This window comes from Sphingomonas guangdongensis (genome assembly GCF_900199185.1).
GTDB classification, from domain to species: Bacteria; Pseudomonadota; Alphaproteobacteria; order Sphingomonadales; family Sphingomonadaceae; genus Sphingomonas; species Sphingomonas guangdongensis.
Genome location: NZ_OBMI01000001.1, coordinates 1,401,639 through 1,427,280 on the forward strand (window position 1 = coordinate 1,401,639; position 25,642 = coordinate 1,427,280).

26 protein-coding genes are annotated in these 25,642 nt (G+C 64.8%); 16 read left to right on the plus strand and 10 right to left on the minus strand.

Features of this window, described 5'->3' with window-relative positions; genetic code table 11:
• Window positions 1-94 precede the first annotated feature (94 nt).
• The 3 genes from CRO12_RS06860 to CRO12_RS18460 all read left to right on the plus strand — a co-directional run bounded on the left by CRO12_RS06860 (window position 95) and on the right by CRO12_RS18460 (window position 5,466).
• Window positions 95-1,219, plus strand: a complete 1,125-nt coding sequence (locus CRO12_RS06860; protein WP_097063175.1) for a glycosyltransferase family protein — start codon at window positions 95-97, stop codon at window positions 1,217-1,219.
• On the plus strand, window positions 1,216-2,193 hold the full coding sequence (locus CRO12_RS06865; RefSeq protein WP_097063176.1) for a glycosyltransferase family 2 protein: 978 nt from the start codon (window positions 1,216-1,218) through the stop codon (window positions 2,191-2,193). Before CRO12_RS06860 ends, CRO12_RS06865 begins: the two co-directional genes overlap by 4 nt.
• Before the next feature lie 105 nt (window positions 2,194-2,298).
• Entirely contained in the window at window positions 2,299-5,466 is a 3,168-nt protein-coding gene (locus tag CRO12_RS18460; protein WP_097063177.1) for a family 16 glycosylhydrolase, read from the plus strand.
• Between the two features lie 56 nt (window positions 5,467-5,522).
• Here CRO12_RS18460 and CRO12_RS06875 read toward each other — a convergent pair whose 3' ends face one another.
• The 8 genes from CRO12_RS06875 to rfbA form a co-directional block, all read right to left on the minus strand.
• Window positions 5,523-6,401, minus strand: coding sequence for a glycoside hydrolase family 16 protein (locus tag CRO12_RS06875; RefSeq protein WP_179640897.1), 879 nt, complete (start codon window positions 6,399-6,401; stop codon window positions 5,523-5,525).
• Window positions 6,402-6,476: 75 nt separating this feature from the next.
• On the minus strand, window positions 6,477-7,553 hold the full coding sequence (locus CRO12_RS06880) for a glycosyltransferase (protein ID WP_097063179.1): 1,077 nt from the start codon (window positions 7,551-7,553) through the stop codon (window positions 6,477-6,479).
• Window positions 7,550-8,533, minus strand: coding sequence for a glycosyltransferase family 2 protein (locus CRO12_RS06885; protein ID WP_097063180.1), 984 nt, complete (start codon window positions 8,531-8,533; stop codon window positions 7,550-7,552). Before CRO12_RS06885 ends, CRO12_RS06880 begins: the two co-directional genes overlap by 4 nt.
• On the minus strand, window positions 8,530-9,483 hold the full coding sequence (locus tag CRO12_RS06890; protein ID WP_097063181.1) for a glycosyltransferase family 2 protein: 954 nt from the start codon (window positions 9,481-9,483) through the stop codon (window positions 8,530-8,532). The genes CRO12_RS06885 and CRO12_RS06890 overlap by 4 nt, the downstream gene beginning before the upstream one ends.
• Before the next feature lie 20 nt (window positions 9,484-9,503).
• Window positions 9,504-10,574, minus strand: a complete 1,071-nt coding sequence (gene rfbB, locus CRO12_RS06895) for a dTDP-glucose 4,6-dehydratase (protein ID WP_097063182.1) — start codon at window positions 10,572-10,574, stop codon at window positions 9,504-9,506.
• The gene (gene rfbD / locus CRO12_RS06900; protein WP_097063183.1) at window positions 10,567-11,424 is read right to left on the minus strand and encodes a dTDP-4-dehydrorhamnose reductase; all 858 of its coding nucleotides are present in this window, start codon (window positions 11,422-11,424) and stop codon (window positions 10,567-10,569) included. Before rfbD ends, rfbB begins: the two co-directional genes overlap by 8 nt.
• Entirely contained in the window at window positions 11,421-11,966 is a 546-nt protein-coding gene (rfbC, locus tag CRO12_RS06905; RefSeq protein WP_097063184.1) for a dTDP-4-dehydrorhamnose 3,5-epimerase, read from the minus strand. Before rfbC ends, rfbD begins: the two co-directional genes overlap by 4 nt.
• Window positions 11,963-12,847, minus strand: coding sequence for a glucose-1-phosphate thymidylyltransferase RfbA (rfbA, locus tag CRO12_RS06910; RefSeq protein ID WP_097063185.1), 885 nt, complete (start codon window positions 12,845-12,847; stop codon window positions 11,963-11,965). Before rfbA ends, rfbC begins: the two co-directional genes overlap by 4 nt.
• A 159-nt stretch (window positions 12,848-13,006) precedes the next feature.
• On the opposite strand from rfbA, the gene CRO12_RS06915 reads away from it, so the two are divergent.
• Window positions 13,007-14,038, plus strand: coding sequence for a rhamnan synthesis F family protein (locus CRO12_RS06915; RefSeq protein ID WP_097063186.1), 1,032 nt, complete (start codon window positions 13,007-13,009; stop codon window positions 14,036-14,038).
• Here the strand turns inward: CRO12_RS06915 and CRO12_RS06920 are convergent.
• Window positions 14,026-15,006: a glycosyltransferase gene (locus tag CRO12_RS06920; RefSeq protein ID WP_179640898.1), complete on the minus strand. Its 981-nt coding sequence runs from the start codon at window positions 15,004-15,006 to the stop codon at window positions 14,026-14,028. The two genes, CRO12_RS06915 and CRO12_RS06920, sit on opposite strands and share 13 nt — an antisense overlap.
• A 275-nt stretch (window positions 15,007-15,281) precedes the next feature.
• On the opposite strand from CRO12_RS06920, the gene CRO12_RS06925 reads away from it, so the two are divergent.
• The 5 genes from CRO12_RS06925 to CRO12_RS06945 all read left to right on the plus strand — a co-directional run bounded on the left by CRO12_RS06925 (window position 15,282) and on the right by CRO12_RS06945 (window position 20,752).
• Complete coding sequence (locus CRO12_RS06925) at window positions 15,282-16,643, plus strand: hypothetical protein (RefSeq protein ID WP_144033540.1); 1,362 nt, start codon at window positions 15,282-15,284, stop codon at window positions 16,641-16,643.
• A 33-nt stretch (window positions 16,644-16,676) separates the two neighbouring features.
• Window positions 16,677-17,537 (plus strand): glycosyltransferase family 2 protein, encoded by an 861-nt coding sequence (locus CRO12_RS06930; RefSeq protein ID WP_281253392.1) that lies wholly within the window; start codon window positions 16,677-16,679, stop codon window positions 17,535-17,537.
• Complete coding sequence (locus tag CRO12_RS06935; RefSeq protein ID WP_179640899.1) at window positions 17,534-18,526, plus strand: glycosyltransferase family 2 protein; 993 nt, start codon at window positions 17,534-17,536, stop codon at window positions 18,524-18,526. Before CRO12_RS06930 ends, CRO12_RS06935 begins: the two co-directional genes overlap by 4 nt.
• Window positions 18,526-19,602, plus strand: a complete 1,077-nt coding sequence (locus tag CRO12_RS06940; RefSeq protein ID WP_097063191.1) for a glycosyltransferase family 4 protein — start codon at window positions 18,526-18,528, stop codon at window positions 19,600-19,602. Before CRO12_RS06935 ends, CRO12_RS06940 begins: the two co-directional genes overlap by 1 nt.
• Window positions 19,603-19,696: 94 nt before the next feature.
• On the plus strand, window positions 19,697-20,752 hold the full coding sequence (locus tag CRO12_RS06945; RefSeq protein WP_179640900.1) for an acyltransferase family protein: 1,056 nt from the start codon (window positions 19,697-19,699) through the stop codon (window positions 20,750-20,752).
• A gap of 29 nt (window positions 20,753-20,781) precedes the next feature.
• Here the strand turns inward: CRO12_RS06945 and CRO12_RS06950 are convergent, their stop codons facing one another.
• Window positions 20,782-21,525, minus strand: a complete 744-nt coding sequence (locus tag CRO12_RS06950; RefSeq protein ID WP_144033541.1) for a hypothetical protein — start codon at window positions 21,523-21,525, stop codon at window positions 20,782-20,784.
• Between the two features lie 107 nt (window positions 21,526-21,632).
• Between CRO12_RS06950 and CRO12_RS18115 the strand changes: the two genes are divergently transcribed.
• From CRO12_RS18115 to CRO12_RS06965, 7 genes are all read left to right on the plus strand, one after another.
• Complete coding sequence (locus CRO12_RS18115; protein WP_218838861.1) at window positions 21,633-21,962, plus strand: hypothetical protein; 330 nt, start codon at window positions 21,633-21,635, stop codon at window positions 21,960-21,962.
• Window positions 21,959-22,477 (plus strand): glycosyltransferase family 2 protein, encoded by a 519-nt coding sequence (locus tag CRO12_RS18120; protein WP_218838862.1) that lies wholly within the window; start codon window positions 21,959-21,961, stop codon window positions 22,475-22,477. Before CRO12_RS18115 ends, CRO12_RS18120 begins: the two co-directional genes overlap by 4 nt.
• Window positions 22,478-22,504: 27 nt before the next feature.
• Entirely contained in the window at window positions 22,505-22,942 is a 438-nt protein-coding gene (locus CRO12_RS18125; RefSeq protein ID WP_218838863.1) for a hypothetical protein, read from the plus strand.
• A 195-nt stretch (window positions 22,943-23,137) separates the two neighbouring features.
• Window positions 23,138-24,193 (plus strand): cell wall hydrolase, encoded by a 1,056-nt coding sequence (locus CRO12_RS06960; protein ID WP_245858236.1) that lies wholly within the window; start codon window positions 23,138-23,140, stop codon window positions 24,191-24,193.
• Window positions 24,194-24,359: 166 nt separating this feature from the next.
• Window positions 24,360-24,545: a hypothetical protein gene (locus CRO12_RS18560; protein ID WP_144033542.1), complete on the plus strand. Its 186-nt coding sequence runs from the start codon at window positions 24,360-24,362 to the stop codon at window positions 24,543-24,545.
• A gap of 124 nt (window positions 24,546-24,669) precedes the next feature.
• Window positions 24,670-24,789 (plus strand): hypothetical protein, encoded by a 120-nt coding sequence (locus CRO12_RS18565; protein ID WP_425442991.1) that lies wholly within the window; start codon window positions 24,670-24,672, stop codon window positions 24,787-24,789.
• Window positions 24,790-25,110: 321 nt separating this feature from the next.
• Window positions 25,111-25,641 carry a hypothetical protein gene (locus CRO12_RS06965; protein WP_097063194.1) on the plus strand — a complete coding sequence of 177 codons (531 nt, stop codon included), beginning with the start codon at window positions 25,111-25,113 and terminating at the stop codon, window positions 25,639-25,641.
• Window position 25,642: the final 1 nt, after the last annotated feature.

Here is a 25,642-nt window from a genome sequence, read left to right on the forward strand (position 1 = left end):
CAGCCGAGCCATACGCCCTTAATCGTCGCCATACCATCGTCATTCGCGGTTAACGGCCGTTGCACGGGGGCAACGATGTTGGCAGAGGGCGCGAATGGCGATGATCGGTTATCTGGTGCATGACACGACCGATGCTGCCGTGGCGCGCCGCGTGCGCATGTTTCGTGCGGCCGGCGCGGCGGTCCGGCTGGGCGGGTTCCGCCGCCGCGCTCCGCCCGACACGGTGGCGGGCGTGACGGCCGTTGACCTGGGCGAGACCAGGGATGCGCGGCTGCTCGCCCGACTGGCGGTGGTGCTGCGCCACGTCGCCGCCCCCGCGCGCGTCGGCGAGATCGTGGCGGGTGCGGACGTGATTGTTGCCCGGAACCTGGAGATGCTGGCCATCGCCGTTCGGGTCGCGCGTCCGCGACAACGGATTGTCTATGAATGTCTCGACATTCACCGGCTGCTGCTCTCGGACGGTGCGGCAGCGCGCGCGCTCCAGGCGATTGAGCGACGGCTGCTCGCGCGGGTCGACATGGTGCTGACCAGCACCCCCGCGTTCCGTGACCGCTACTTTCGTGCGCGTCGCGGCTTCACCCGGCCGATCTGGCTGGAGGAGAACAGGCTGCTCCAGATCGACACGCCCGCCCCGACGCCAGCTTGTCCGGCGACGCCAGCCGGACGACCTTGGCGGATCGGCTGGTTCGGGATGCTGCGCTGCCGCCGATCACTTGCGATACTGGCGGCGATCGCGCGCGCGCACCCCGACCTGGTCGAGGTCACGATCGCCGGCATACCCGCCTACACCGAGTTCGACGACTTCGATCGCGACGTCGCCGCGACCCCCGGCCTGCGGTTTGTCGGGCGGTACGGGGCGGGGGACTTGCCTGCCCTGTACGGATCGGTCGATTTCGCCTGGGCGATCGACTTCTTCGAGGAAGGGCAGAACTCCGCCTGGCTGCTGCCCAATCGCCTCTACGAGAGCCTGGCCTTTTCGGCGGTGCCGATCGCGCTCGCCGGGTTGGATACTGGACGCTGGTGTGCCGACCACGGCGTCGGCATGCTGCTCGACGATCTCGATACGGATCTCGCGCCTACGCTTGCGACGCTCACGAGTACGAAGCTTGCCAGGCTGCGCGACGCTGTCACCGCGCTGCCGCGGCGCCTGGTGGTCGCCGACGCGGCGGACTGCCGAGCGCTGACAAACGCGGTGCTCGGCACCGGAACGAGCACGTGACCCGCGACTTCGCCGACGTTCTGGTGGTGATCCCGTGCCTCAACGAGGAAGCGCATCTGCCCGGCCTCTTAGAGGTGCTGCTGCGCGACACGCCCGGCGCAACCATCGCGGTCGCCGATGGTGGCAGTAGCGATGCCAGCCGCGCGATCGTTTCGGCCGCAGCCGAGCGTCACCCGGCGGTCCGGCTGGTCGACAATCCGGATCGGCTGCAGAGCGCCGGGGTCAATCGCGCCGCGGCCCGGCTGGGCGAGAACAAGCGCTGGTTGGTGCGCGTCGATGCGCACTGCCATTACCCCCGCAACTATGTCGCGGGGTTGATCACCGCGGCGGAGCGGACCGGCGCCAATTCGGTGGTGGTGCCGATGCGGTCAATTGGGGGCGGCTGTTTCCAGCGCGCGGCGGCGACGGCGCAGAACTCGCGACTCGGCACCGGCGGATCGCCGCACCGCCACGTAGGAGTCGGTGCTTTCGTAGATCACGGCCACCATGCCCTGTTCGAAATGGAGCGGTTCCAAGCGCTCGGCGGCTATGACGAGCGTTTTCCGACCAACGAGGATGCCGAATTCGATCACCGTCAGACGATGTCGGGCGCGCGCATCTGGCTGGAGCCCAGGCTGGCGCTCGATTATTTGCCGCGCGCCACACCGCCCGCGCTGTTTCGCCAGTATCTGCGTTATGGTCAGGGGCGCGCCCTAACGATCAGGCGGCATCGCATGCGTCCAAAGCTTCGCCAGCTGCTCCCGCTCGCGCCACCGCTCGCGCTCGTGCTCGCGTGCGCGGCACCGTGGCTGCCGATCGCCGCCCTGCCCGCCGTCGCGTGGACGTTGGCGTCACTCGGCTATGGGCTAGTCCTTGGCCTCGCAGCGCGAGACGGGTGCATGGGGGCAAGCGGCGTCGCGGCGATGATCATGCATGTGGCCTGGGGAGTCGGGTTCCTAAGCCGCTACCCGTTGAAAAGGCTAACAAAACGGTAACCAATCAATCTCACAAAGTTCGTCAATGACGCGTGCGCGTCCACCTTTCGTTAGCTCCCGCAGCATAAAAGTCGATGACGTGGAATTAAGCAGGATCCCCGCGTCATGGTCGATATCTTCGTTGATAAGCAAACTGGTACCTTCGTCGGAACGGACGCAGACGAGTCGTTCCTTGCTCCCGGGATCAACCCGATCCGCTCGACAGAGGTAAATCTCGCCGGCGGAAAGGGTAACGATTTCTATTTCGTCGGCGCGGGCGTGAAGGTCATCGAACTGGCCGATGGCGGCTGGGACACCGTGCGCACCGTCTCTAGTTTCAAGCTGCCCGACAATGTCGAAGCTCTCGAGCTCTGGATGGGCGCGGCAGGCTTCGGCAACGACCTCGACAATGTAATCACCGGATATGGCAGCAACCTGATCGATGGCGGTTGGGGCAATGACCTGCTGCGCGGCGGCGGCGGCTCGTCCGTATTCCAGTTCACCCAGGCGTCGGGCCACGACACGATTGCTGATTGGAGTGCGGGCAACAAGGTCCGCTTCACCAGCTACGACGCCTTTCAGAGCCTCGCTGAGGTAAAGGCTGCGATGACGCAGGACGGCAGCAACGTCGTTCTGAAGCTCGACTCGAACAACAGTGTCACGTTCCTTAACACGACGATCTCGAACTTCTACGAGGGCAACTTTCAGTACCGGTTCGACCCGACGTCGCTCAAATTGTCGTTCAGCGACGATTTCAACAGCTTCAGCGCGCGAGCGAGCCGCACCGACGGCACGGCGATCTGGTCGACCGAGCTTGGCGACTCGCGGGGTTATGATTCAGTCATGTCCCGGACGCTCGTCGGTAACAACGAGCAGCAGATCTACGTGGACGTCAACATGAAGGACGCCCACGGCAATGCCGTCACGATCAATCCCTTCAGCGTCGAAGACGGAGTTCTGTCGATCACGGCGCAGCGCACACCGCAGGAGCTGGAGAGCGCTTTTCACGGCTTCGACTTCACGTCCGGCTATATCTCGACCCGCGACACCTTCTCGCAGACCTACGGGTACTTCGAAGCCCGACTGCAGCTGCCGGCAGAGGCCGGTACCTGGCCCGCTTTCTGGCTGTTCCGGGAGGATGGCGTGTGGCCGCCCGAGCTCGACATCATGGAGGCGTGGAACGACACCACGGCGGTGCAGACGCTGCACTCGGCGGATCAGGGCGCGCATCGAATGGCGTCGGCCCGGAGCTGGGTGCCCGATGGCGACACCAGCTTCCACGACTATGGCCTGCTGTGGACTGCGGAGAAGCTGACTTGGTACCTCGACGGCGTGGAGGTTTTCTCCCAGTCGACGCCGGCGGACATGCACTCGCCGATGTACATGATCCTCAACCTCGCGATCACGACCTCGGCGACCAATCCTGAGTTCCACGAGCAGCTGAAGGTCGACCATGTGCGCGCTTATGCGCTTGGCGATCTTCCCAAGGGGCTGGGAGTCGTGCACCCTGCCGAAACGGCGCTCGAAAGCACTGCCGGCAGAGGCGTTGGAGCCGATCCGTACCTCGGCCCCGTCGAGGGCATGTTCAACGGCTTGAACCTCACCTACTACGCCGCAGAGAACCCTGATCTGGTCGCGGCCGGGGTCGATCTCGCCAAACACTATCGCTACTTCGGGCTGAGCGAAGGTCGTCTGCCCTACGAAGGTGCCGGCGCACCTTATGGAGGACCCTCAGCCGACCGGCTCGATGGGTTCAACGAAGTCTATTACCTCAGCACCAACCCCGATCTCGCGCAGACCGGGCTTGATGCATTCTATCACTATGTAAAGTACGGCAAGGCGGAGGGACGTTTGCCGTTCGATCCGGCGTACGAGCTGAGCAGCCCGGCGTGGGGCGCGACAGAGGGTATGCCCGACGGGCTCAACCTCGCGTTTTACGCTTCGCACAATCCTGACGTGGTGCTGTCGAACACCGATCTGGTTCAGCATTATCTGAACTACGGCAAGCGCGAGGGCCGACTGCCGTTTGATCCGGCATCGGCGCCTATTGCGGCCGAATCAGTGGCCGCGCCGTCAACGCCGGCCCCGACGCCGCCGGTCACGCCACCCCCGACGGTGGAACCGCCCTCCGCTGAGCCGGCGCCCGTGAAACCGTCAGCGCCCGTGACCACACCGGCGCCCACTCCACCGATCGCGCCTACGCCAGCCGCGCCGTCCAAACCCGATGTCGCTCCGGCCCCGCAGCCGGGTGCGGTCAACCCCATCGACTTGGGCGCACGGGCCGACATGCCGGATGGTTTCAATGCGGACTATTACGCGAAGACGTACCCCGACGTTGTTGCCGCCGGCCTTGATCTCCTGGGTCACTGGATCCGCCACGGCAAGGCAGAAGGGCGGCTGCCGTACGAAGGGGCAGAACCTATGCACCTCGACATGGGCGCAAAGGCGGGAATGCCCGGCGGGTTCAATGCCGACTACTACGCCGCGCAGAATCCGCATGTGGTGGCCGCGGGTGTCGACCTGCTCGCGCACTGGATCCGCTACGGCTTCTCCGAAGGGCGGCTGCCGTATGCGGGCGCCGTTCTAGACGACGTCTACATGGGCGCGGAGCTGGGTACGCCAGGGGGCTTCAACGCCATTTATTATGCCTCGCGCAACCCGGACGTCGTCGCCTCGGGCATGGACCTGTTGTTCCACTGGCAGACGTTCGGCAAGGCAGAGGGGCGGCTCGCCTATGATCCGGCTGACACGCTGAGCGCCGCCAATCACCCCGACTGGAGCGCGATCGTGGACATGCCCGGCGGGTTCAACGCTGCCTATTATGCCGCGCACAATGCCGACGTCGTCGCCGCGGGCGTGAACCTGCTCGACCATTGGCTGAACCATGGCAAGACCGAAGGGCGCATGGGGTATGACGATGGTTCGGGCCGCGAGGATCTAGTCGGAACCAGCGGTGACGATCACTTCGTCATTGCAAACGGTACGGTTCGCCTGATCACGGGCGGTGATGGCGCCGACACCTTCACCTTCACCAAGGGAGTGGGCGTGGAGGTCATCGCCGACTTCAAATTGAGCGAAGACCATCTCGACCTCTCGGCCCTGATCACGGCGTATGGCGCACCGACGATCTCCGACATCAACTGGGCGTCGGGGAGCATGATCCGCTTCTCCGGCGGTGAGTCGATCGTGCTGATGGGCGTCGATGCTCATGATGCGGCGCTCATTTCGCTGGCCGAGCCGGTGGCGCTGATGGCGGTCGACCCCGTCGACGTGAGCCTCGTGCCGATCGTCTGAGCGGACCAGGTGAGAAAGGGGTAGCGGCTCGGCGCCAAAGCGCCGGGCCGGTCTCCTTACCGGCCGGGGTGACGCCACACCCTGATGTAGTCTACGTCCATGGTTGCCGGGAACCTGGTCGCAGCATCCGGGTAGCCCGGCCAGTGGCCGCCGACGGCCAGGTTGACGATCAGGTACATCGGCTTGTGCGCGTCCGACGGGGTGGGGAACGTTCCGGTCCTTTCCCCGTCGACAAAGGTCTCGATCGTCTCGGGACCCCACATGACGCCGAAGCGGTGATAGCCGCTATCGGACGCCTTCAGGTTCACCTTGATGCCCTGGCGCTCCTGCGTGGCGGAATGGATCGTCTGATAGGCCACGGCGGGTTCGTGCCCGAGCCCCTCCATGATGTCGATTTCCGGTGGCCAGCCTCGATCCGCCGGCAGCAGCCACACCGCCGGCCAGATCCCGCGTCCGGGGCTATAGCGAAGACGCGTTTCGAAATAGCCGTAGCGCTGCGCGAAACGGTTGCGGGTCATGACCCGTCCCGAGACATAGCTGAGCTCGGCGAGCGCGGGCGTTTGCTGTGCAGGCGGCAGCCCGGCGACGTTCGCGGCGACGACGGCACGCTCGGCTGCGGTCATTGCGCGCGCGGTGATGGTGAGCGCGCCATTCCGGATCGAGACCGGCTGTATGCCGAGGTCGAGCCAGTCGGGGCTAAGATAGACCTGGCGCTCGGCGTTGGTCGGGATCGTCCGCTCGGTCACCGGATCGTTCGGCTCTCCCTGGGTCCAGCGCTTGGGGTCGAGGCGACCGTTGTTGAACTCTTCGCTGAACAGCGGTTTGAGCAGGCTGGTGTCGACCGCTTCGCTCGGCTCCTGTGGCAGCATGGCGGCGAGCGCCACGCCTCCGGTCAGGACCAGTGCCAATGCGGCGAGGCCGATGCTGCGGGTCATGCGCGATATCCTGAATGACGAGCGAGGCGTCGCCGCCCATAGCATCGGCGATGCCGGGGAAAAAGCGGACGGCCCTCAGGGCGAGCGGCGTCGATCCGCGATCGCGCGCTCGGCCATCGACTCCAGCGCTCGGATCTGTCGATCCGGGTCGATCTCCGCGCGGCGAGAATGATCGAGCGCTGCTGCGGCGAGCCGATCGTGGAGCTCAGTATCCTCCCAAAGCTGCTCGAGCGCGTCGCGCCAGGCCGAAGCTGGCGCATCCGGTTCAACCAGCAGCCCCCCCGGGCCCACCGCTTCGGGTAGGCCCCCAATGTTGCTGGCGAGCACTGGAATGCCGCTGAATTGCGCTTCGGTAGCGACGCGTCCCCAGGTTTCCTTCCACCGGCTCGGCGCGAGGAGCACCCGAGCCTCGGCATAGTGCTGGGCCATACGATCGGTTTTCGGAAACAGGCGAACATTCGGGCACGCTGCCACGCCCTGGTTCAGCCGAGCCGCGTCACCCTCGGACAAGGGCCATCCGCGGACGAAGCGGAACGGTATGTGAGGACAGTCGGTGGCTAGCCGCAGCGCTATGTCGACGCCCTTGTGCGGATGCGGGTTGACGAACAGCACCTCCCGCCGGCGCGGTTCGACCACGTAGCGCGCGCGATCGAACAGCGGCACGATGACGGCGCTGCTGATCCCGAACCCCTGCTCGTAGGCGGCAGCGGTGTAGGTTGAGTTCGCGATGAAGATCTCATCGCGGAAGGAGCAGATGTCGGAGCCGTGATCGTCGAAATCGACGTTGTGGTTGTAGATCAGGATCGGCGTTCCTGACGTCCTCAGCGCGTCTGCGACGCGCAGGATCGCGCCCGATTGCACGACCGCAACGTCGGGGCGGAACCGTGCCACGCAATCGGCCGCACCGTCCCACGCGAACCACGCGCGGTAGACGCGGTAGCCTAGCGCCGTATCGACGGCCGATCGGCCGTGCCCAACCTTCATCAGAACGCGACCGCGCAGCCCGATCCAGCCACAGCTCGTAAGTCCGGCGAGCACCGCTACCTCGTGCCCCCGCGCAATCAGGCGTTCCGCCATCTCGTGCGTGTTGGCCTGCGTTCCGCCGCTCAGTTGCGGCAGATAGGGGTGGGCGGACGCGAACAGGATCCTCAAGCGTTGACCATTCGGCGTCGGATGAGGGGCAGGCGCGGTATGGCAGCAGCGATCGCCCGCCACAGTGCGGGACCGACGCGCAGCACTTGCTTAACTTCCCTCGCGACCGTGTGCGGCGAGTGGAGCGCTCGCCTGGCGAGCGCGAAGGCGATTTCATCGGCTGCCCGCTGCCGGTGCCCACTGTTGACGCGCGCCTGCGCAGCCGTCAGTCCGAAGCGCGCCGCCACGAGCGAGCGAAACCGAAAGGCATCGAGCAGCCGCGGAATGAAGGTCGGCGAGTCCCAAGCGAGCGCTTCGCGGTAGATTGAGATGCCGCTACCACGGTGGCCCATGATCTGGCTGGAGTACGCCAGCGCCGCGCCGCGGCTGGCGATCGTCAGCCAGAACAGATGGTCTTCGCCAGTCCGGCGCATCGTCTCATCAAAGCGAATGTCGGCGAACGCAGCGAGGCGGTAGACCACCTGCGAGGTATGAGGAACGCACTCATCGAGGATGAGGTCGAAGGCTTCGGCACCGGTGATCAATCCGTCGCCGCGCCTGTCCTTCATGGCCTTGAAGTAAGAAAAGGACGGCACCTCATCGTGCATGCTGTTGGCGAAGTAGAAGGACGCGTCCTCCAGAGCCGAGAGGGCGGCCGACAAATGAGAAGGCGCCCAGTGATCATCCGAATCGAGAAACGCCAGATGCGTACAACCAAGCGCCAGCGCATGGATGATGCCGGTGTTGCGTGCGGCCCCGGCGCCGCCGTTGGCTCGCGCCACTATTTCGATCGTCAGATGATCGGGTAGGCGCAGCTCGGCGAGGTCACCGGCAGGCGGCAGGGGTGACCCATCGTCGACGACGATCACGCGTACTTGCGTCGCCGTAAGTTCGGACTGTGATGCCACACTTTCCACCGCTCGACGGAGCAGCGCTGTCTTCCGCTGATAATAGGGGATCACCACCGCGACCGAGGCGTGATGTGCCTCGCGCTCGATCATGTGCCCGGCAACGTTCGCAGCCGCCGGACGCTCGCCGGACAATCACCGAAGCGGCGTAGTAGGTAGTCGCGCCACGCCGCAAACAGCGCGCGTCGGGTTGGAGCGATGCTCCGGCCGCGCACCAGTGCCCGCGCGTCATCCCTGAACCCTCGCGCCAGCCACCGCAAATCCGTCTTGGCGCCGCGTAGCAGGCGCCGGGTGCCAGCGTGCTTTTCCCAGAACAGCAGCCGATTCCGCTGCAGAAAATAGGCCTGAAGCGGCGATGTCGCCGCCCCTAGTGATGCGCTGCCGAGATGATCAACCACCGCATCCCGAACAATAAAGCAGCGGTGACCAAGGCTGCGTGCGCGGTAGCACCAGTCTGTCTCCTCATAGGTCAGGAAGAAGCGTTCATCGAACGGTCCGACGCGATCGAACACCGTAACCGGCGCGAACAGCGCGGCTCCAAAGGCAAAATCGCTTGGAATCAGGGAGCGGTCGAGTTCGTGGGCGTCCGCGTCTGCGTCAAACCATTCTGGTGCTCCGGTGCCACTCGCGGTGCGGCTACCGAAGAACTGGAGCTTGCCGCCATCGGCATAGCGCACCACCGCGCCTAGTACCGCGTCGGGCGCGCCGGCGTGCGCCGTGACCAGAGCGTCGAGCGTGTCCGCGCGCACGGCCGCGTCACTGTTGAGCAGAAAGACCGCTTCCATCTCGGCGGCGCGAGCGGCGGCAATGCCGGCATTGCAGCCCCCGGCGAAACCGAGGTTGGCGGTACTGCGGATCAGCCGCAGGCGGGGAGAGAGGTCGGACAGGCGAGCGACCGATTCATCACTCGAGGCATTGTCGACGACAAACAGCGTCCAGTTGGAAAAGTGCGCGCGTTGAAGCGACGCGAACGCATCGAGCGTATCGCGCCACCCATTCCAGTTGACGATCACGACACCGACGCGAGGACCGATCAGTAACATCGACGGTTCGGCTGCCTGCGTCAGCCCCGCGCGGTTCGCGCGCGTTCGACAAGGGGCTGCCACCAGCCTTCGTTGGCGAGGTACCAACCGAGCGTCTCGGCGAAACCGGTCGGGAAATCGCGCGCGGGCGCGTAGCCGAGTTCCGAGCGTACTTTTGTCTCGTCAATCGCGTAGCGGCGATCGTGACCGGGGCGGTCAGTGACATAGGTCTTGAGCTCCGCCGTGCTGCCGCCCTTCGCCGCCGGCGCATCGGGGTAGCGCGCAGCGAGCGAGGGATCCGCCGCAAACGCCGCATCGACCCCGCGGCAGATCTCCTCCACGACCGTGAGGTTGAGCAGTTCCTGCCCGCCACCGATGTTGTATGTTTCGCCCGAGCGACCCTTCTCGATCACCAATTCGATCCCGCGGCAGTGATCCTCCACGTGCAGCCAGTCGCGAACATTCATCCCGTCGCCGTAGATCGGCAGGCTGCGTCCGGACAGCGCATTGAGGGTGAACAGCGGAATGAGCTTCTCCGGAAATTGATACGGTCCATAGTTGTTCGAACAATTGCTCGTGGTCGTATCCAAACCATAGGTGTGGTGATAGGCGCGCACGAGGTGATCCGAACCCGCCTTCGACGCCGAGTACGGCGAGTTTGGCTGATAGGGCGTCGTCTCGCTGAAGGCGGGATCGTCGGGAGCGAGCGAGCCGTACACCTCGTCCGTGGACACGTGGTGAAAACGGTGGGGTTGGCCGCTACCGCCCAGCCAGCGCGTCTTTGCCGCCTTGAGCAGGCTGTGAGTGCCGACGACGTTGGTTTGAACAAAGGCGTCCGGCCCGGTGATCGAGCGATCGACGTGGCTCTCGGCGGCAAAGTGAACGATGGTGTCGATGTCGTGATCGACCATCAGCCGGTCGACCAGCGCTGTGTCGCAGATATCACCCTCAACCAGCTCGACGCTGTCAAGACCATCAAGGTTCGCGCGGTTGCCGGCGTAGGTCAGCGCATCGAGCACGACGATAGCGTCGGCGGAATGGCTACCCCGCCAGTGGTGAACGAAGTTCGCGCCGATGAAGCCGGCGCCGCCGGTGATGAGCAGATTAGCCATTCGCTTTGATCTCGCTGAGCATGACGCGCAGGTTGCTGCGCCAGTGGGGCGGTGCGTAGCCTAGCGCCGCAATGGTCTTTGATTTGTCGAGTACCGAGTAGTGCGGCCGCTTCGCCGGAGTCGGGTAATCGGCGGTGCGGATCGGCACCACCGGCACCGCGCGGTTCAGCAGTCCGAGCGCGAGCGCTTCCTCCTGGATCGCGATCGCGAAGTCGTACCAGCTCGCGACGCCCGAATCGGTGTAGTGATAGATGCCGTTGTGATCCTGAGCCGCCAATTGCCACATCGCATCGGCGAGCCCGGGCGCATAGGTTGGTGTGCCGATCTGGTCGGCGACGACGCGAACTTCATCACGTTCGGCCATGACGCGAAGCATCGTACGGACGAAATTGCCGCCGGTCGGCGCGTAAACCCAGGCGGTGCGCAGGATCAGCGCATTGCCACCGGCCTGCCACTCACCCTCGCGCTTAGTGCGGCCGTAGACGCTGAGCGGCGTGGGGCGCTCCTCTGGCGTGTAAGGCACGCCCAGCAAGCCTTCGAACACGAAGTCGGTCGAGACGTGGACCAGTCGCGCCCCACCCGCCGCGGCCGCCTGCGACAGATAACCGACTGCGGTCGCATTCACGGCGAGCGCGAGCGCTTCGTCCTGTTCGGCGCGGTCCACCGCCGTATAGGCCGCGGCGTTGAAGATCACGTTCGGCGCCACATCGCGAACGAACGCGTCGACCGCCGCCTGATCGGTGATGTCGAGCACGTCCATATCGACCGCGACGACGTGGGCGTCGGCGGGTACGGCGCGCTGCAACGCGGTGCCGAGCTGGCCGTTCGCCCCGGTGACGAGCGCCTTCATGCAAACACCTTTGCATCGGCAAGCGGGTGACCCGCTGCATCCTTCGCCGCGAGCAGGGGCTCGGCACCATCGAGTGGCCACTCGATGCCGATCGCCGGGTCGTTCCATAGCAGGGATTGCTCGTGCGCCGGCGCGTACAAGGCGGTGCACTTGTAGAGGAACTCGGTCCCGTTGGTTAGGCTGAGGAAGCCGTGTGCGAACCCGGGCGGCACCCACAGCATCCGCTTGTTGGCAGCGCTCAGCTCATAGCCGACCCACTGACCGAAGGTGTGGGACGATCGGCGCAGGTCGACCGCGACATCGTATACCGCGCCCGCGACCACGCGGACCAGCTTACCTTGCGGATCCGGGTTCTGGTAGTGCAGCCCGCGCAGCACCCCTTTGGCCGACTTGCTATGGTTGTCCTGCACGAAAGTGAGATCGAGTCCCGCCTCGGCGAAGGTCTGCGCGTTCCAGCTCTCGTAGAAGAAGCCACGATAGTCACCGAACACCCGTGGCTCAAGCAGCAGAACGCCGGGCAGCGCGGTTTCGACCAAGTTCACAGCGGGTTCGCCTGACCCGAGAGTAGCTGCATCAGATATTCGCCATAGCCACTCTTGCGGAGCGGCGCGGCCACCCGCTCCAGCCCGGCGTCATCGATGAAGCCGCTCCGCCAGGCGATCTCCTCCGGGCAGCAGATCTTGAGACCCTGGCGGTTTTCGGTGACCTGGACATATTGCGCGGCGTCGATCAGCGACCCGTGGGTGCCGGTATCGAGCCAGGCATAGCCGCGACCCATGATTTCGACGTGCAGGTTGCCCGCTTCCAGATACTTGCGGTTGAGGTCGGTGATCTCCAGTTCGCCCCGTAAACTCTGCGATATTGCATAAGCGTATTCGACCGCGCGACCATCGTAGAAGTATAGGCCGGTCACCGCATAGTTCGACTTCGGCGCCGCGGGCTTCTCCTCGATCGTCTCGGCACGACCGTTCGCGTCAAACGAAACCACGCCGTAGGCAGTCGGATCGCTGACGTAGTAGCCGAAGACGGTCGCACCGTCCGGCCGAGCATCAGCGTTGACCAGCAGGTCGGTTAGGCCGTGACCATAGAAGATGTTGTCGCCGAGCACGAGCGCGGACGGTCCGTCACCGACGAAGTCCGCGCCGATGTGGTAAGCCTGGGCGAGCCCGCCGGGATGCGGCTGTACCGCATAGGTCAGCGACAGGCCCCAGTCGCTGCCGTCGCCGAGCAGCGCCTGGAACGCGGGCTGGTCGGTCGGCGTGGTGATGATCATGATCTCGCGGATCCGGGCAAGCATCAGCACCGACAGCGGGTAGTAGATCATCGGCTTGTCGTAGACGGGCATAAGCTGCTTCGACACAGCCTTGGTCAGCGGGTATAACCGCGTTCCGGACCCACCGGCCAGGATTATTCCCTTGCGCACAACTGTTCTCCCGTCCGCCTTCACGCGCTTTATCGGCGATTGCGCAGCGCAGCAAGAAGGTGGAAACCAGCGCCTCGCGCTTGTCCGGCCCTGATACAATCAGGCCTGAATTCACCATTTCCGGTGAGCGGCAAAGCCTAGTCGGAAGGACACGAAGTGATGGTTGTCGATGATGAGGCGATCAGGCGAGCGCCGCGTCTGTGCTTCTTTGCCCATTACCATCCGCTCGGCATCGTCGCGGAACATGTCCGGCTGCATCTGCGCGCACTCGCCAGCGCTGGCTTCGCTGTCGTGGTGCTGTCCACCGCCACGATGTCGGACGAGGCGCAGGCCGAGCTCGCGGCCGAGTGCTCGCTCCTCATCATGCGCGATAACGTCGGGCTCGATTTCGAAGGCTGGGGCTCGGCCGTGCGCCGATTTTTCCCGATCAACGCTGAATTACTGCTGTTCGCCAACGACAGCGTGTACGCGCCAGTCGGTGACCTGACCTCGTTCATCGCCAACCTGACCGCCGTCCCGGCCGACTTCTACGGCGCGATCGAGAGTTTCGAGTGGGGACCCCATTTGCAGAGCTGGTTCCTGCTGTTCCGACCAAGCGCTTACCGGTCGGAAGCCTTCACTGAACTCTTTGCCAGCTCGATCCCTGCCGACATGAGCAAGCTCGAGATTATCAAGATTTATGAAGTCGGTCTGACTGGGCGGCTGGCCGCTGCCGGCCTGACGTACCACGCCGCTTACAGTCAGGCTCGCCAGGGCCTGCTCGTGAAACAGGATTCTCTGAATGCAGGGCATCTGCTGTGGCGGGAGCTTATCGAGGGCGGCGAACTTCCGTTCCTCAAGATACAGCTCTTGCGCGATAACCCGGCGCGGATCGGGAACATCGCGGAATGGCCCGCCGTTGTCGGCGCGCGGAACGCCGCATTACGCGACGCGATCGCCGCAGACCTGGCAGTACGCGGCGCGGAGTCAGGTGTTGGTGCGCGGCACAAGTGGCGCTCGACGCTCAGCGAGAGCAATCCTTTTCTATGGCCCGAACTGCAGGGATTTGTCCGTCGCGACTTCGCTCGCTCGCAACCGGGATTGGGCCACCGTGTCAACCGGTTAGTTTACCGAATCGCCGTCCGCATCGCGAGACGAGCGCGGAACCTGGCGCGTCCATGGGAACTGCCGGCGCCGCCTCACATCTGGTAGCGGCGCCGCACCTCCTGGCGCATCGGCCGTCCGAGCTTGGGGCTCGTCAGGATATCGATCTCGTTCGCGAAATAATTCCAGTCCGCCGTACCGCCGGACAGCGGGCGAAGCGCTTCCTTGATGTCGGCGCGCAGCCCTCCGTCGTTCCGCAACGCGCGCCATTCAGCAAACCATACCGTCTGACAGCGATTGGCAAGGTGCGCGAACAGGCGTCGCGTTTCTGAGTCCAGCAGCGCGGAACGGCCGAGAAAATCGAAGACTAGCCACAGCCTGAGCCGACCGATCCGGCGGAAGAGAAACAGCCATCGGAAGTACGATGCCGAGTATTTACCCTCGTCCGACTGCAGGTGATTGGCTTGGTTGCCGCCGTGAAGGCGGTGAAACGTGACCGCTTCGTCGACGTAGACGAGGCCGCGAGAAAACAGGCACTCGAGCGCCATCATCCAGTCAAACGGCAGCGGTGCCCAGAGACCGGCGACACCCAGATGTCCACGCTCGGTAATCGTCGCATGCGCCGAGTACATCGGCCGGATCAGCCCGCGCAGCTTGGACTCGGGGCCAGGCTCAAGCAGCAGTGCCTCCAGTAGCGACTTGCCCATCGCAGTGCCGTCGCCGTCGATCAACTCGGAGCGTCCGAACGCCATCGGTCGGTCGCCCATGGCGGCGAAAAGCAGCCGGTTTCGGTCGGGCGCCCAACGATCGTCCTGATCGCAGATCGCGACATAGTCACCCGTCGCCTCGCCGATCAGCTGTGCCAGCCGATTGTTCTGGCCGAGGTTGCCGGACGACGCGATCACGCGGATTCGCGCGTCGGTTGCCGCCAGCTCGGCTGTGACCGAGCGGGTGTCGTCCGTCGAACCGTCATCGGTGATAAGCAGTTCGAAGTCTTCATCGTCCTGCTTCAGAACCGACCCGATCTGCTCGGGCAGAAAGCGCGCACCATTGTAGGTGGGCAAGATAATCGACAATTTTGGCACGTTCGCTTCCTCGTTTCGGGAGCATGAATTGATCAATCAGGCAGGCGGATGTGGCCCGACCTGCGGCTGAGCGGCCCAACGACGTTAATCGACGCCCACTGGCCGGGAAAGGCAACGATCATTACGATCGAGGGCAAGGTACACGACTGCCGCGCGCGTCAACAATAGTCGTAGGCGAGTATTTTCAGGCTCGCAGACGTCAGCTGTAGAGTCAGATTGACAGATCAAGCGCCTTGTTTCAATCTCGAAGACAAGGGGGCTCGGCGATGACCTTAGTTTTCAGGCATGGAGCACCGCTTGGCTCAATAGTGCTCACGATATTTGGCGCTGTAGCGTTCTTGACACCGGCGTTGATCAACGGCTTTCCGTTCATTTTCCCCGATAGTGTCGATTATGTCCTTTTGACACCGCGCCTCTATCGGAGCCCGTTCTATCAGCTTTTTTTCTATCTGACCGGGATGAAGTACAGCATCTGGATGCCGGTAATTTCACAGGCGCTGATTGCCGGATGGGTGCTCGGAGTTTTTCTTACGGTTGAGGCGCGTTTGTCGCTGATCGGCTCTTTTGCTGCGGTCACGCTTCTCTGCCTTTCTTCCAGCTTGCCGGTATTCGCCAGCTTTGTCATGCCGGATGTGTTCACCGGTGTGATGTTCGTTGCATTGTACCTTCTAATCATTCGGTGGGCAGACCTGTTGCGCTGGCAGCGTGCGGCGATGGGGTTGGCAGTCCTAGTCGCAATCACGGTTCATCTGTCGCATCTGACGATGGCGCTCATCACGGTCGCAGCATCGTTTCTGCTGCTGTATATCCGCGGTGAGCATCGGGCTGCCATCGCAGGCTTGACGACGGCCCTGATGGCTTGCGTCGCTTCGGCAAGCGCCTTTCTGTTCTATAACTTGACGGTTTTCGGTATCTTCTCGGTTAGCCCAGCTGGCTCCACCTTCTTCTTGGCTAATCTATTGGCGACAGGCCCCGCTCGCGAAGAGCTCGGACAGATCTGTCCGAACGAAGAGTTTCGGCTATGTGGGTACCGTAACAGTCTGCCCCGCGACGCGAACGCTATCTTGTGGGAAAACGGCGTCGTCAATGAGCTCGGCGGGTTCGCAGCGATGCGCGACGAGTCGAACCGCTTGGTCGGCGACACCTTGCGACATCGCCCGGGACAGGTGATCGCCTTTGCAACCCGGCAAACGATTCACGCAGTGGCGGCAATCAACAGCGCTGATGATATCGTACCGCACAAACCCTCGGTCGGCGGCGTGATCGCGGAGGTCTATGGCGAGAGCACCCGGCGGCAGTTCGCGCAGAGTCTGCAGATGCACGATGCCTTTCCGCGCGGCACGTTCAATCTGCTCGTCTTGATCGGCCTTACGTTGGCAGTGCCGACAGTAGCATTTGGCTTGATCCCGCTTGGGTGGCGTTCCTCAACTTTTCCCGTCTTCGCGCTCGGTGCATTCCTCTGCAACGCTGCGGTCTGCGCGACGCTGTCGGGCGTGCATGATCGCTATCAAAGTCGCCTATCGTGGCTGTTGCCGCTTGCCGCCCTGACGATCTTGTCCGAATGGTCTCGTTATCGAATAAAGCGGCTAGCTGGGCGCTCGACGTACGATGTGACGTCCCATCGTTGAGGAGACTTACACCTGTTCGCAATCGACGTTGCGCTGTGCACTTATCGGCGCCCTGGCGTGGCCGCGACGCTGCAGTCGCTCGCGGCGCAGGTGCTACCGACGGGAGTGTCGATGCGAGTCATCGTCGCGGACAATGACGACGAACCGTCGGCTAGGGAGCGCGTGCTCGCCGCGGGTGCGGGGCTTACGCTGCACTACGTTCACGCGCCGGCGCGCAACATCTCGGTCGCGCGCAATGCGTGTCTCGAGGCCGCTACCGCCCCGGCCATCGCCTTTCTGGACGACGACGAGGTCGCGCCGCCTACCTGGCTGAGGGCGCTGCTGACGACGATGGAGCAGACGGGGGCGCCGATCGTGTTGGGTCCCGTACGCGCCCAGTACGGGGATGACCTGCCGGCCTGGCTGAAGGCGGCAGATCTGCATTCGACGCGCCCGGCGATCCGGCGCGACGGCACGATCGATACCGGCTACAGCTGCAACGTGCTGTTCCGCCGCGACATCCTGAACGGTCTCCGTTTCGATCCTGCGCGCGGGGTGACTGGTGGCGAGGACGACGCCTTCTTCAGTCAGCTGTACCGCCGCGGACACCGCATCGCCTTTGCCGCCGATGCGATGCTCGAAGAGGTGGTGCCGCCGCACCGCGCGCAGCTCCGCTGGCTGCTGCGCCGCGCGTTTCGCAATGGGCAGACCTATGCGTCCATCCGATTGGCGGCGGGAGACTGGCGGATCGCACTCGCAACGCGCGCCGGGGCAAAGGGTGCGACATGCGGGGCGGCGGCGGCGGCGAATGTATGGTCTGGCCCCCGCTGGCGACGCGCGCTGGTCCGGGGTGCGCTTCACGCCGGCACCGTCGCCCGCGTTCTTGGCAAGCGCGACCTTCGACTCTACTCATGAGCGTCGCTGTCCTGATCGCGGCGAAGGACGCCGCGGCCACAATTGGGCGTTCTATCGCCTCGGCGCTTGCCGAGTCACAAGTCTCCCAAGTGATCGTCGTCGACGACGGATCAGCTGACGAGACCGCCCGCGCCGCCCGCGCCGCAGATGACGCAAGCGGTCGGCTGATCGTCGAGCGGCTGGCCGAGAACCGCGGGCCCTCGGCCGCCCGCAACCACGCGCTGACGCTCGCCACCGCCGACTATGTCGCGGTACTCGACAGCGACGACATCATACTTCCGGGTCGCTTCGCGCGCCTTCTCGCCGTCCCGGAGTGGGACATGATTGGCGACAATATCCTGTTTGTCGCCGACGGCACCGATCTCGACGCCCTTGCGGTGCCACAGCCAACGACGGTGGTCGAAGCGCTCGATCTCGCTGATTTCATCGAGGGGTGTGTCCAGCGGCGCAGCCGCACACGGTCGCAACTCGGCTTCCTCAAGCCCGTGATCCGACGTAGCCTGATCGCGGAGACCGGCCTCGGCTATGACGAGCGGATCCGGTTGGGAGAAGATTTCCTGCTCTATGTGGAGCTGCTGCGCCGCGGCGCATGCTTTCTGCTTACCCGATCGGTGGGCTATGTCGCGGTGGAGCGCGCGACCTCGCTCAGCGCGCGGCATCGAACCGCCGATCTTGCCGCCCTGCTCGATGCCGAGCGTGCGCTCCTGGCAGGTTTGCCGCGCGGGACGCCGGCGGCCGAGAAGATGCGCAGCCGCATCGCCGACACGGCGGGCAAGCACGCGCTGCGCGCGTTTCTGGACAAGAAGCGGGCGGACGGGCTGCTGCCGGCGCTCGCGTGGCTGGCGGAGCGCCCGAGAAGCTGGCGCGCGGTGATCGGCGGTGTTGCGCGAGATAAGGTTACGGCCGCGCTTACCGAGCGGCGACCAGTGCCCGCGCCGGCCGCGCCGCGGCTGCTGCTGCCCGAACAGCAGACGATCGTGCGCGGCTGATGGTGCAGCCGGCGATGCGATACCTGTACGTGCTGAGCGGTTACGCCGACGACGGCGTGCTGCGCGCTCCGTCCGATGGCCCGGCATTCGAATACCATCGCTTCGTCGAGGAGACCGGCGCGGACGTCGTCAGCCTGGCGACGCTCGCACTTGGCCAACGAGTGGTTCCGGCGCGTCTCGCCAAAGCGCTGCTCGTTCAGCGCGCGCGTCTGGCGGCGTTGGTGGCAGCGCGAGCGGGGCGGTATGATGCGATCGTCGCCTCTGGCGAGGACATCGGCATCCTGGTCGCGCTGGCTATGCGCGCGCGGCGCCGCCGTACGCCGCTCGTGGTGATCACGCACGGACCGCAGTTCGGATCAGCGAAGTTTCGAGTGGTACTCGCCCTCGTGAAGTCAATGCCGAACCTGGTGTTCGCGTGTCTGTCACAGTCGCTCGCCACACTGCTGTCGACCGGCCACGGCATCGATCCGCGTCGGTGCTCCGCAGTCGGGTACGGCGTCGACACCGACTATTATCGCAGCGCCGAGGGATCAACGGAGCCGCTGGTGGCGAGCGCCGGCACCTCCAACCGCGATTACGAGACGCTCGTGCGGGCGCTGGCGGGAACGGACCTGCACACCCGCATCGCCGCACACAGCACCTGGGTAGGTGCGGCGGCCGCGATCGGCGTGCCGGTTCCCGATCATGTCGAGGTACGCGCATGTAGCGGGTATGACGATCTGCGCGCGCTCTACCGTCGCGCCCGCGTGGTGGTGGTGCCAACCCGAGACGTTCCTTATGCGGCGGGGTTCGCAGTGATCGCCGAGGCGCTGGCGACGGGAACGCCGGTGATTGCCACGGCCGGCCGCGTGTTGTCGGATTTCATCGAGGATGGCGTGACCGGTCTGCTCGTGCCACCAGGAGACGTCGACGCGATGCGCGCCGCAATTCTGGCGCTGATCGACGACCCTGACCGTGCGGCTAGGATGGGCGTCGCCGCCGCAGCGCTGATGCGGACGCGGTTCTCGCTCGACGATTATGTCAGGCGTCTGCGCGAGGCGGCAGAGATCGCAGCGAACAGCGGCGGACGCTCTTGATGCCTGCGCGTCCCGACCGGATCCGGTGTGTCGGTGAGCCTGCCATTGCTGCAGTACCTGAGTCATTCTTTGCCACGGCAAAGGATGATTGCTGGTGAACTACGTGACCAGGCCGCGGCTCGTGGTGCTCGATGGATTGCGCGGCGTGGCGGCAGTGGTCGTGCTGATCGCGCACACACTGGCAAAGTTGCGGTGGCCCGCTTTCCCGTCGATGCTGGCGGTCGATCTGTTCTTCATGATCAGCGGGTTCGTCATCCCGTTCGCCTACGAGGAGCAGCTGAAGTCGGGTCTTTCCGCCGCGCGCTTCGCGATGATCCGCTTCGTCCGGCTATATCCGCTCTATATCCTGGGCGTTGCGCTCGGGTTGATTCCTCACATCATCTGGGCTTGGTACGAGGGGGTCTGGCGCTTGCGGATCCCGCTGGTCGAATGGCTGTTGCCGTGGGGGCTGCTGCTGCTGCCCAAGCCGGTGCCCGAACCCGAGCACTCATTCATGCTCAATCCGGCCGCATGGAGCCTGTTTCTCGAATGCGTTGTGAATGCCCTCTACGTACTGGTCCTTCCCTATCTGACGCTCCGGTTGCTCGGCGTGATCGTCGGCGCGTCGGCTGTGACGCTGGCCATCGCAGCGTCGCTCTTCGGCGGCCTCAACTTTGGGACCGGCGGGTGGGAACTGACCTGGGGATTGGCGAGGGCCGGCTGTCCATTCGCGATCGGCGTGCTCGTCTATCGGCTGTGGCAGATGAGACGCTTGCCGGACTGGCAATTTTCGACGCTGCTCGCGCCGGTTCTGTTCCTCCTAACGCTCGCGTTGCCCACGGGCCTCACCTCCTGGGCAGTTGTCGTCTTCTTTTTCCTTGTTTGGGTCGCGGTGCAGTCCAGCCCCGGTCGGCGCGCAACGCAGGTGTTCACGTGGCTCGGCGACCTATCGTATACTCTATACATGGTGCACTATGCGGTACTGCTGACGGTTCAGACCGCGGGACTGAAGGAAGGATTGCCTAATACGGCACTCTTGCTAGGCGCGTTTCCGATGACCTTTGTCGTCGCGGCAGTCGCTGGACGCTGGTACAACCGGCGCGCTCGAACGATTCTCGTCGGAAGGTTCGGGCTGCGACGCGAAAGAGTGGAAGCGACGCGGGCCTTATAGAGACGATATCGCGTACCGCCTACGCGTGCTTAGATCCACAGCCCCGGAGCGAGGCGATTGGCGACAATGCGCACCGCGCGTCCGAATCTCCCACGCAGGTCATCGTACCGCCGGCCGTCCCATCCCCTCTGCCCCGACAAGCTGACGACCCGGCGGAAGCGCTGAACAATCGTGAGCGCGGCTGGCGGCTCTTCATTGAGAAGATGGAACAGCAGTTCTTCACCATTATTGATGGTTCGAAAGCGTTCGAGATTATGCGCGAACACCAGATCGAATGCCCGCTGATTGAAAGCCGCGATAAAGAATTCCGACCATTTCACGGGATAAGTGCGGCTGTTGACGTAGATATCCGCGTCTGCGGGAGCCGTGCGGACGATCTCGCGCACGTTTCGGATCACGTAGCGCCCGGTCACCTTCCAAAAACGCGCATCGGGCGGGAATGCGGGTAGCCGCGCGTCTGAAAACGCGGCGCACAGCAGATCCAGTTCGAGAAAGAACCGGGGGTTGTCCGGACCGAGCGGCGAAACGGAAGACAGGAAGGTGACCCGTTCGGTCAGGCCCTTCGCCGCAACCTGCGCCTCCAAAGCGGCAAGAGGATGACCGGAGTTCTCAGCGAACACGAGGTGATCCATTGTCCCACGGTCCAGTTCGCCAAGATAGATGTTCAGCGCGTCGACGTAGTTCTGCAGCCGGGCGATCGGATTGGCGTGAGTGAGGCTCTGCGTTCCGCTCTTCGGCGCGATAGTCGCGGTCAGCAGCAGTATGTTCTGCATAGGCGCTTTCGGTTGTGACGGTCGCCGACGTCGTACCGTCGATGTCTGTGCAACGCTACTGATCTTCAAGCAGGCTGACGCACGGGAGGCGGAGACGACGCCTTCTTATGCCGAGCCTCACCGTCGCGGCCACCGCATTTCCTATGCGCCGACGGCAGTGCTCGACGAACTGGTGCCGTCGGGGCGCGCGCCTTCGCTGGCTGCTGCGCCGCGCGTTCCGCAACGGCCAGACCTATGGCGCGGTACGCATCGCCACCGGCGATGCTCCCGCCACCCTGGCGGAGCGGGCGGGCGCGAAAGCGGCGGCCTGCGCTGTGCTGGCGGCTGGGGCAGCGTGGTCGGGCCCGCGCTGGCGGCGCTCTCTGGTACGCGGCGCGCTTCACGCGGGCGCGGTGGCACGCGCGTTCGGCAAACGCGACTTAGAGCTCTACTCGTGAGCGTCGCGGTGATCGTCGGCGCCTATAACGCCGCCGCGACGATCGCGCGCGCCGTCCGGTCCGCGCTCGCACAGGTCGAGGTGTCGCAGGTGATCGTCGTCGATGACGGGTCGAGCGACAACACCGCCAACTCGGCGCGGGCCGCCGACGACGGCAGTGGGCGGCTGATCGTCGAGCGGCTGCCTGCCAATCGCGGACCATCGGCGGCGCGAAACCACGCGCTGGCGCTGGCGCTGGCGACGGCGGACGCCGTTGCTATCGTCGACTCCGACGATGTGCTGGTCCCTGGCCGGTTCGCCCGGCTGTTCGCGGTGCCGGACTGGGACATGATCGCCGACAATCTGTTGTTCGTCTCCAACACCATCGATCCGACCGCGACGGCGGTGCCGCAGGTCGCCGGCACGCCGCGCGCGATCAGGCTGGATGCGTTTATCGACGGCAGCGTTCAGGGGCGCAGCCGCACGCGCACCAAGCTCGGCTTCCTTAAATCGGTGATTCGGCGCACACTGCTGTAGGATCCTCGCCTGCGCTACGATGAGGGGGTGCGGCTCGGCGAGGACACCGTGCTCTATGTCGAGCTGCTGCGCCGCGGCGCGCGGTTCATGCTTACTCCGGACGTCGGCTACGTCGCGGTGGAGCGGTCCAACTCACTCACCGCGCGTCACCGAACCGCGGACCTCGCCGCGCTGCGGCATGCCGAACGGGCGCTGCTCGCTGAGCTTCCCAGCAGCAGCCCCGCGGCCGCCAGCCTGCGGCGGCGCGTCGCGGATACCGCAGCGAAGCATGCGCTGCGAGCCTTCTTGGATGCGAAGCGAGAGGGCGGTCTGTCGGCAGGACTACGCTGGCTTGCCCCGCGTCCCGCGGCGTGGTGGGCAGTGGTCGGTGGCGTGGCGCGCGACAAGGTGGCGGCTGCAAGGTCGGCGCTAACCGTGCCACCCGGAGACACCGGGCCGCGGCTGCTGCTGACCGCAGACCTCTGACCGCTTGACCCGGTCGCTGCGCGTCCTAAGGATCTTCGGTAGAACGCAACGGAGCGCGATCACAGCGGTCCCGACTTTCGCCGTTGCTTGGCAGTCCTCATCTGCATGAACGTACTCACTTTCCTACGCTCGAACTGGATTTACGTTGTCCTGCCACTCGTGGCGGTGTTGGCGGTCGCCATCACGGCAACGTTTATGTCTCGCGCTCCGGACGCCATTTCCCTCGCCAAGCGGGTCGTCCGCCCGCAACGGGTGGTGCCGAAGGCGGAGCTGCCGGCGGTCGAGCCGATCACGTTCCAGGACCTGGCGCCGCAGGACGCGCGGGCGTTCAACGCCACGATCCCTTTCTCGACCGCGCCCAACCCCGCCGCGCGTCCCTTCGCCATCTTCGGTGACGAGGCGAACCGTGCCCGTGCGGTCGACTGCCTCGCGGCGGCCGTGCTCTTCGAGGCGGGTGACGATGCCACGGGGGAGCGTGCCGTCGCGCAGGTGGTGCTCAACCGCGTTCGCCACCCCGCTTTCCCGAACAGCGTCTGCGCCGTGGTGTTCCAGGGGGCGGAGCGGCGCACCGGCTGCCAGTTCACCTTCACTTGCGACGGCGCGATCATGCGCGCGGTGCGGCCGGAGGTGTGGGAACGCGCCCGTGCGATCGCCCGCGCGGCGCTGACCGGCACAGTCGATAAGCGCGTTGGCCACGCAACCCACTACCACACCGACTGGGTGGTGCCGTACTGGAGCTCCAGCCTCGACAAGATCACGGAGGTGCACACCCACCTGTTCTTCCGCTGGAGCGGCTGGTGGGGCACGCCGGCCGCGTTTCGCAGTCTCTACACGGGTGCGGAGCCGATCGTGCCGCAGCTCGCCCGTCTGTCTGAGGCGCATCGCAGCGGCGCGGAAGCCGTGAAGCCTCCTTCACCCGAACAGTTCAGCGAGATTGCTCCAACAGTCGAGGCGACCGTGCTGCCTCTGGTTGTGGAGCAAGACAAGGACACCTTTGTCGTCACTCTTGACGAGCGAGCGTCACCCGACAGTTTCCTTGCGCTCGCCATCGAGACATGCGGCAAGCGCATCTTCTGCAAGTTCATGGCGTGGAGCAGCAGGGAGGGAACACCTGCGACGCTTCCGATCACGCCGGTGCAGCAGCGCGCGATGTCGTTCAGCTACCTACGCGACCGCGCGTTCAACTTTGAGCGTGCCCGATGGAATTGCGCCGAGTTCAAGCGTTCGGAGCAGACACAATGCATGACTTAGCAGGCTATGGCTGGATCAAGATCGAGAAAGAAATCGCCGGCGGCGTCCACAGCGTCGAGCGCTTTGTGGAAAAGCCGCCGCTCGACCGCGCGCAGGCGATGCTGGACGAGGCGGCCATATCTGAAACGGCGGCATCTTTCTGTTTTGCGCCGACCGCTACCTGGAGGTGTTCGGTCGCGAGTTGGCACCGATGGTGGAGGCGGCGACCAGCGCGATGGAGCAGGCCAGGCGGGAGGGTGCACGCGTGCGGCCCGATGCCGACGCCTTTGCGCGCTCGCCCTCCAACTCGATCGACTATGCGGTCATGGAGAAGGCGAACCGCGTGGCGGTGGTGCCCGTCTCGATGGGATGAAGCGATCTCGGCGGCTGGGACGCGCTGCACGCGATCAGCGACCGCGACGATAGCGGCAATGCCCATGCGGGTGAGGTGATCGCGGTCGACACCACGGCTGCTTCGTCAAGACCGACGGCGTGCGGTGGCGCTGGTCGGGGTCGAGGACCTGATCGTGGTCGCGAGCGGGAACGACGTGCTGATCCTGCCGCGCGGGCGCAGCCAGGAGGTCAAGAAGATCACCGAGGCGCTGAAGGCCGCGTGACGTCGGGGCGGGTTAAGCGCAAGGCGGCGCTCGCCGCCGGCGCGATCCCCGTTGCCGTGACCGGGCCGCTCACCTGCGCGCTATGCGGCCGCCCGCTCGGCCGTAAGGTCGAGTGGCACCATGTCGTTTACAAGAGCGTGCGAGATGTTGCTCTATCGCTCCATGCTGAGGACCTTCCGTACTTCCCTGTAGCATCGCCTCGACAATCAGGGAGAGGACCTAGTGGAAGATTGAGGGTGCAGCCAGTGGCTGTGCCGAGAGGTGAAAGTTTCCGCGCGTCAGCGCCTGCAGCCGGCGACCTCGCGTAAACACTGGACTACAATGACCAAGAATTATGAAGTGAATGATGCCGATCAGGAGGCAATCGGGATTATGATTGCCATCAATCTGAAACTTGGATGGCACGTCGACAACAGCATGCTGGTTGCACTCTCGCCTGCTTACTGGGAGTACCAGTATGTGCCACAAGCCGAGCTTCTGCTCGTGCCGACAGGCGCAAGCCATGGGCGTGTCCGGCTCGACGTTATGGGCGCATGCCGCGAGGCACGCTGCGACGCGATCATCCTCTCGGCTGGTCAGACGAGCGATGGCGCGCGCCAGACCTATGCGACAGTGATCCGCTGGTCGTCTAACGGTGCTCGCTGGCACGGACCGCACCTGCCATGGCTTTCCGCCTCGGGCGATCAGCTCTGGCTTACGCCCGATCCGCGAGCGCTCGCAGCGGACGAGCCCGCGTTCAGCCTCGACCTGCTGGGGCTGAGCGACACGGCAGCACCCTACACCGATGCGCTGGACCAGGACCGCGGCCTCACCGCTGCCCGCGCCTTCATCGATCAAGCGCTGGGAGGTTGAG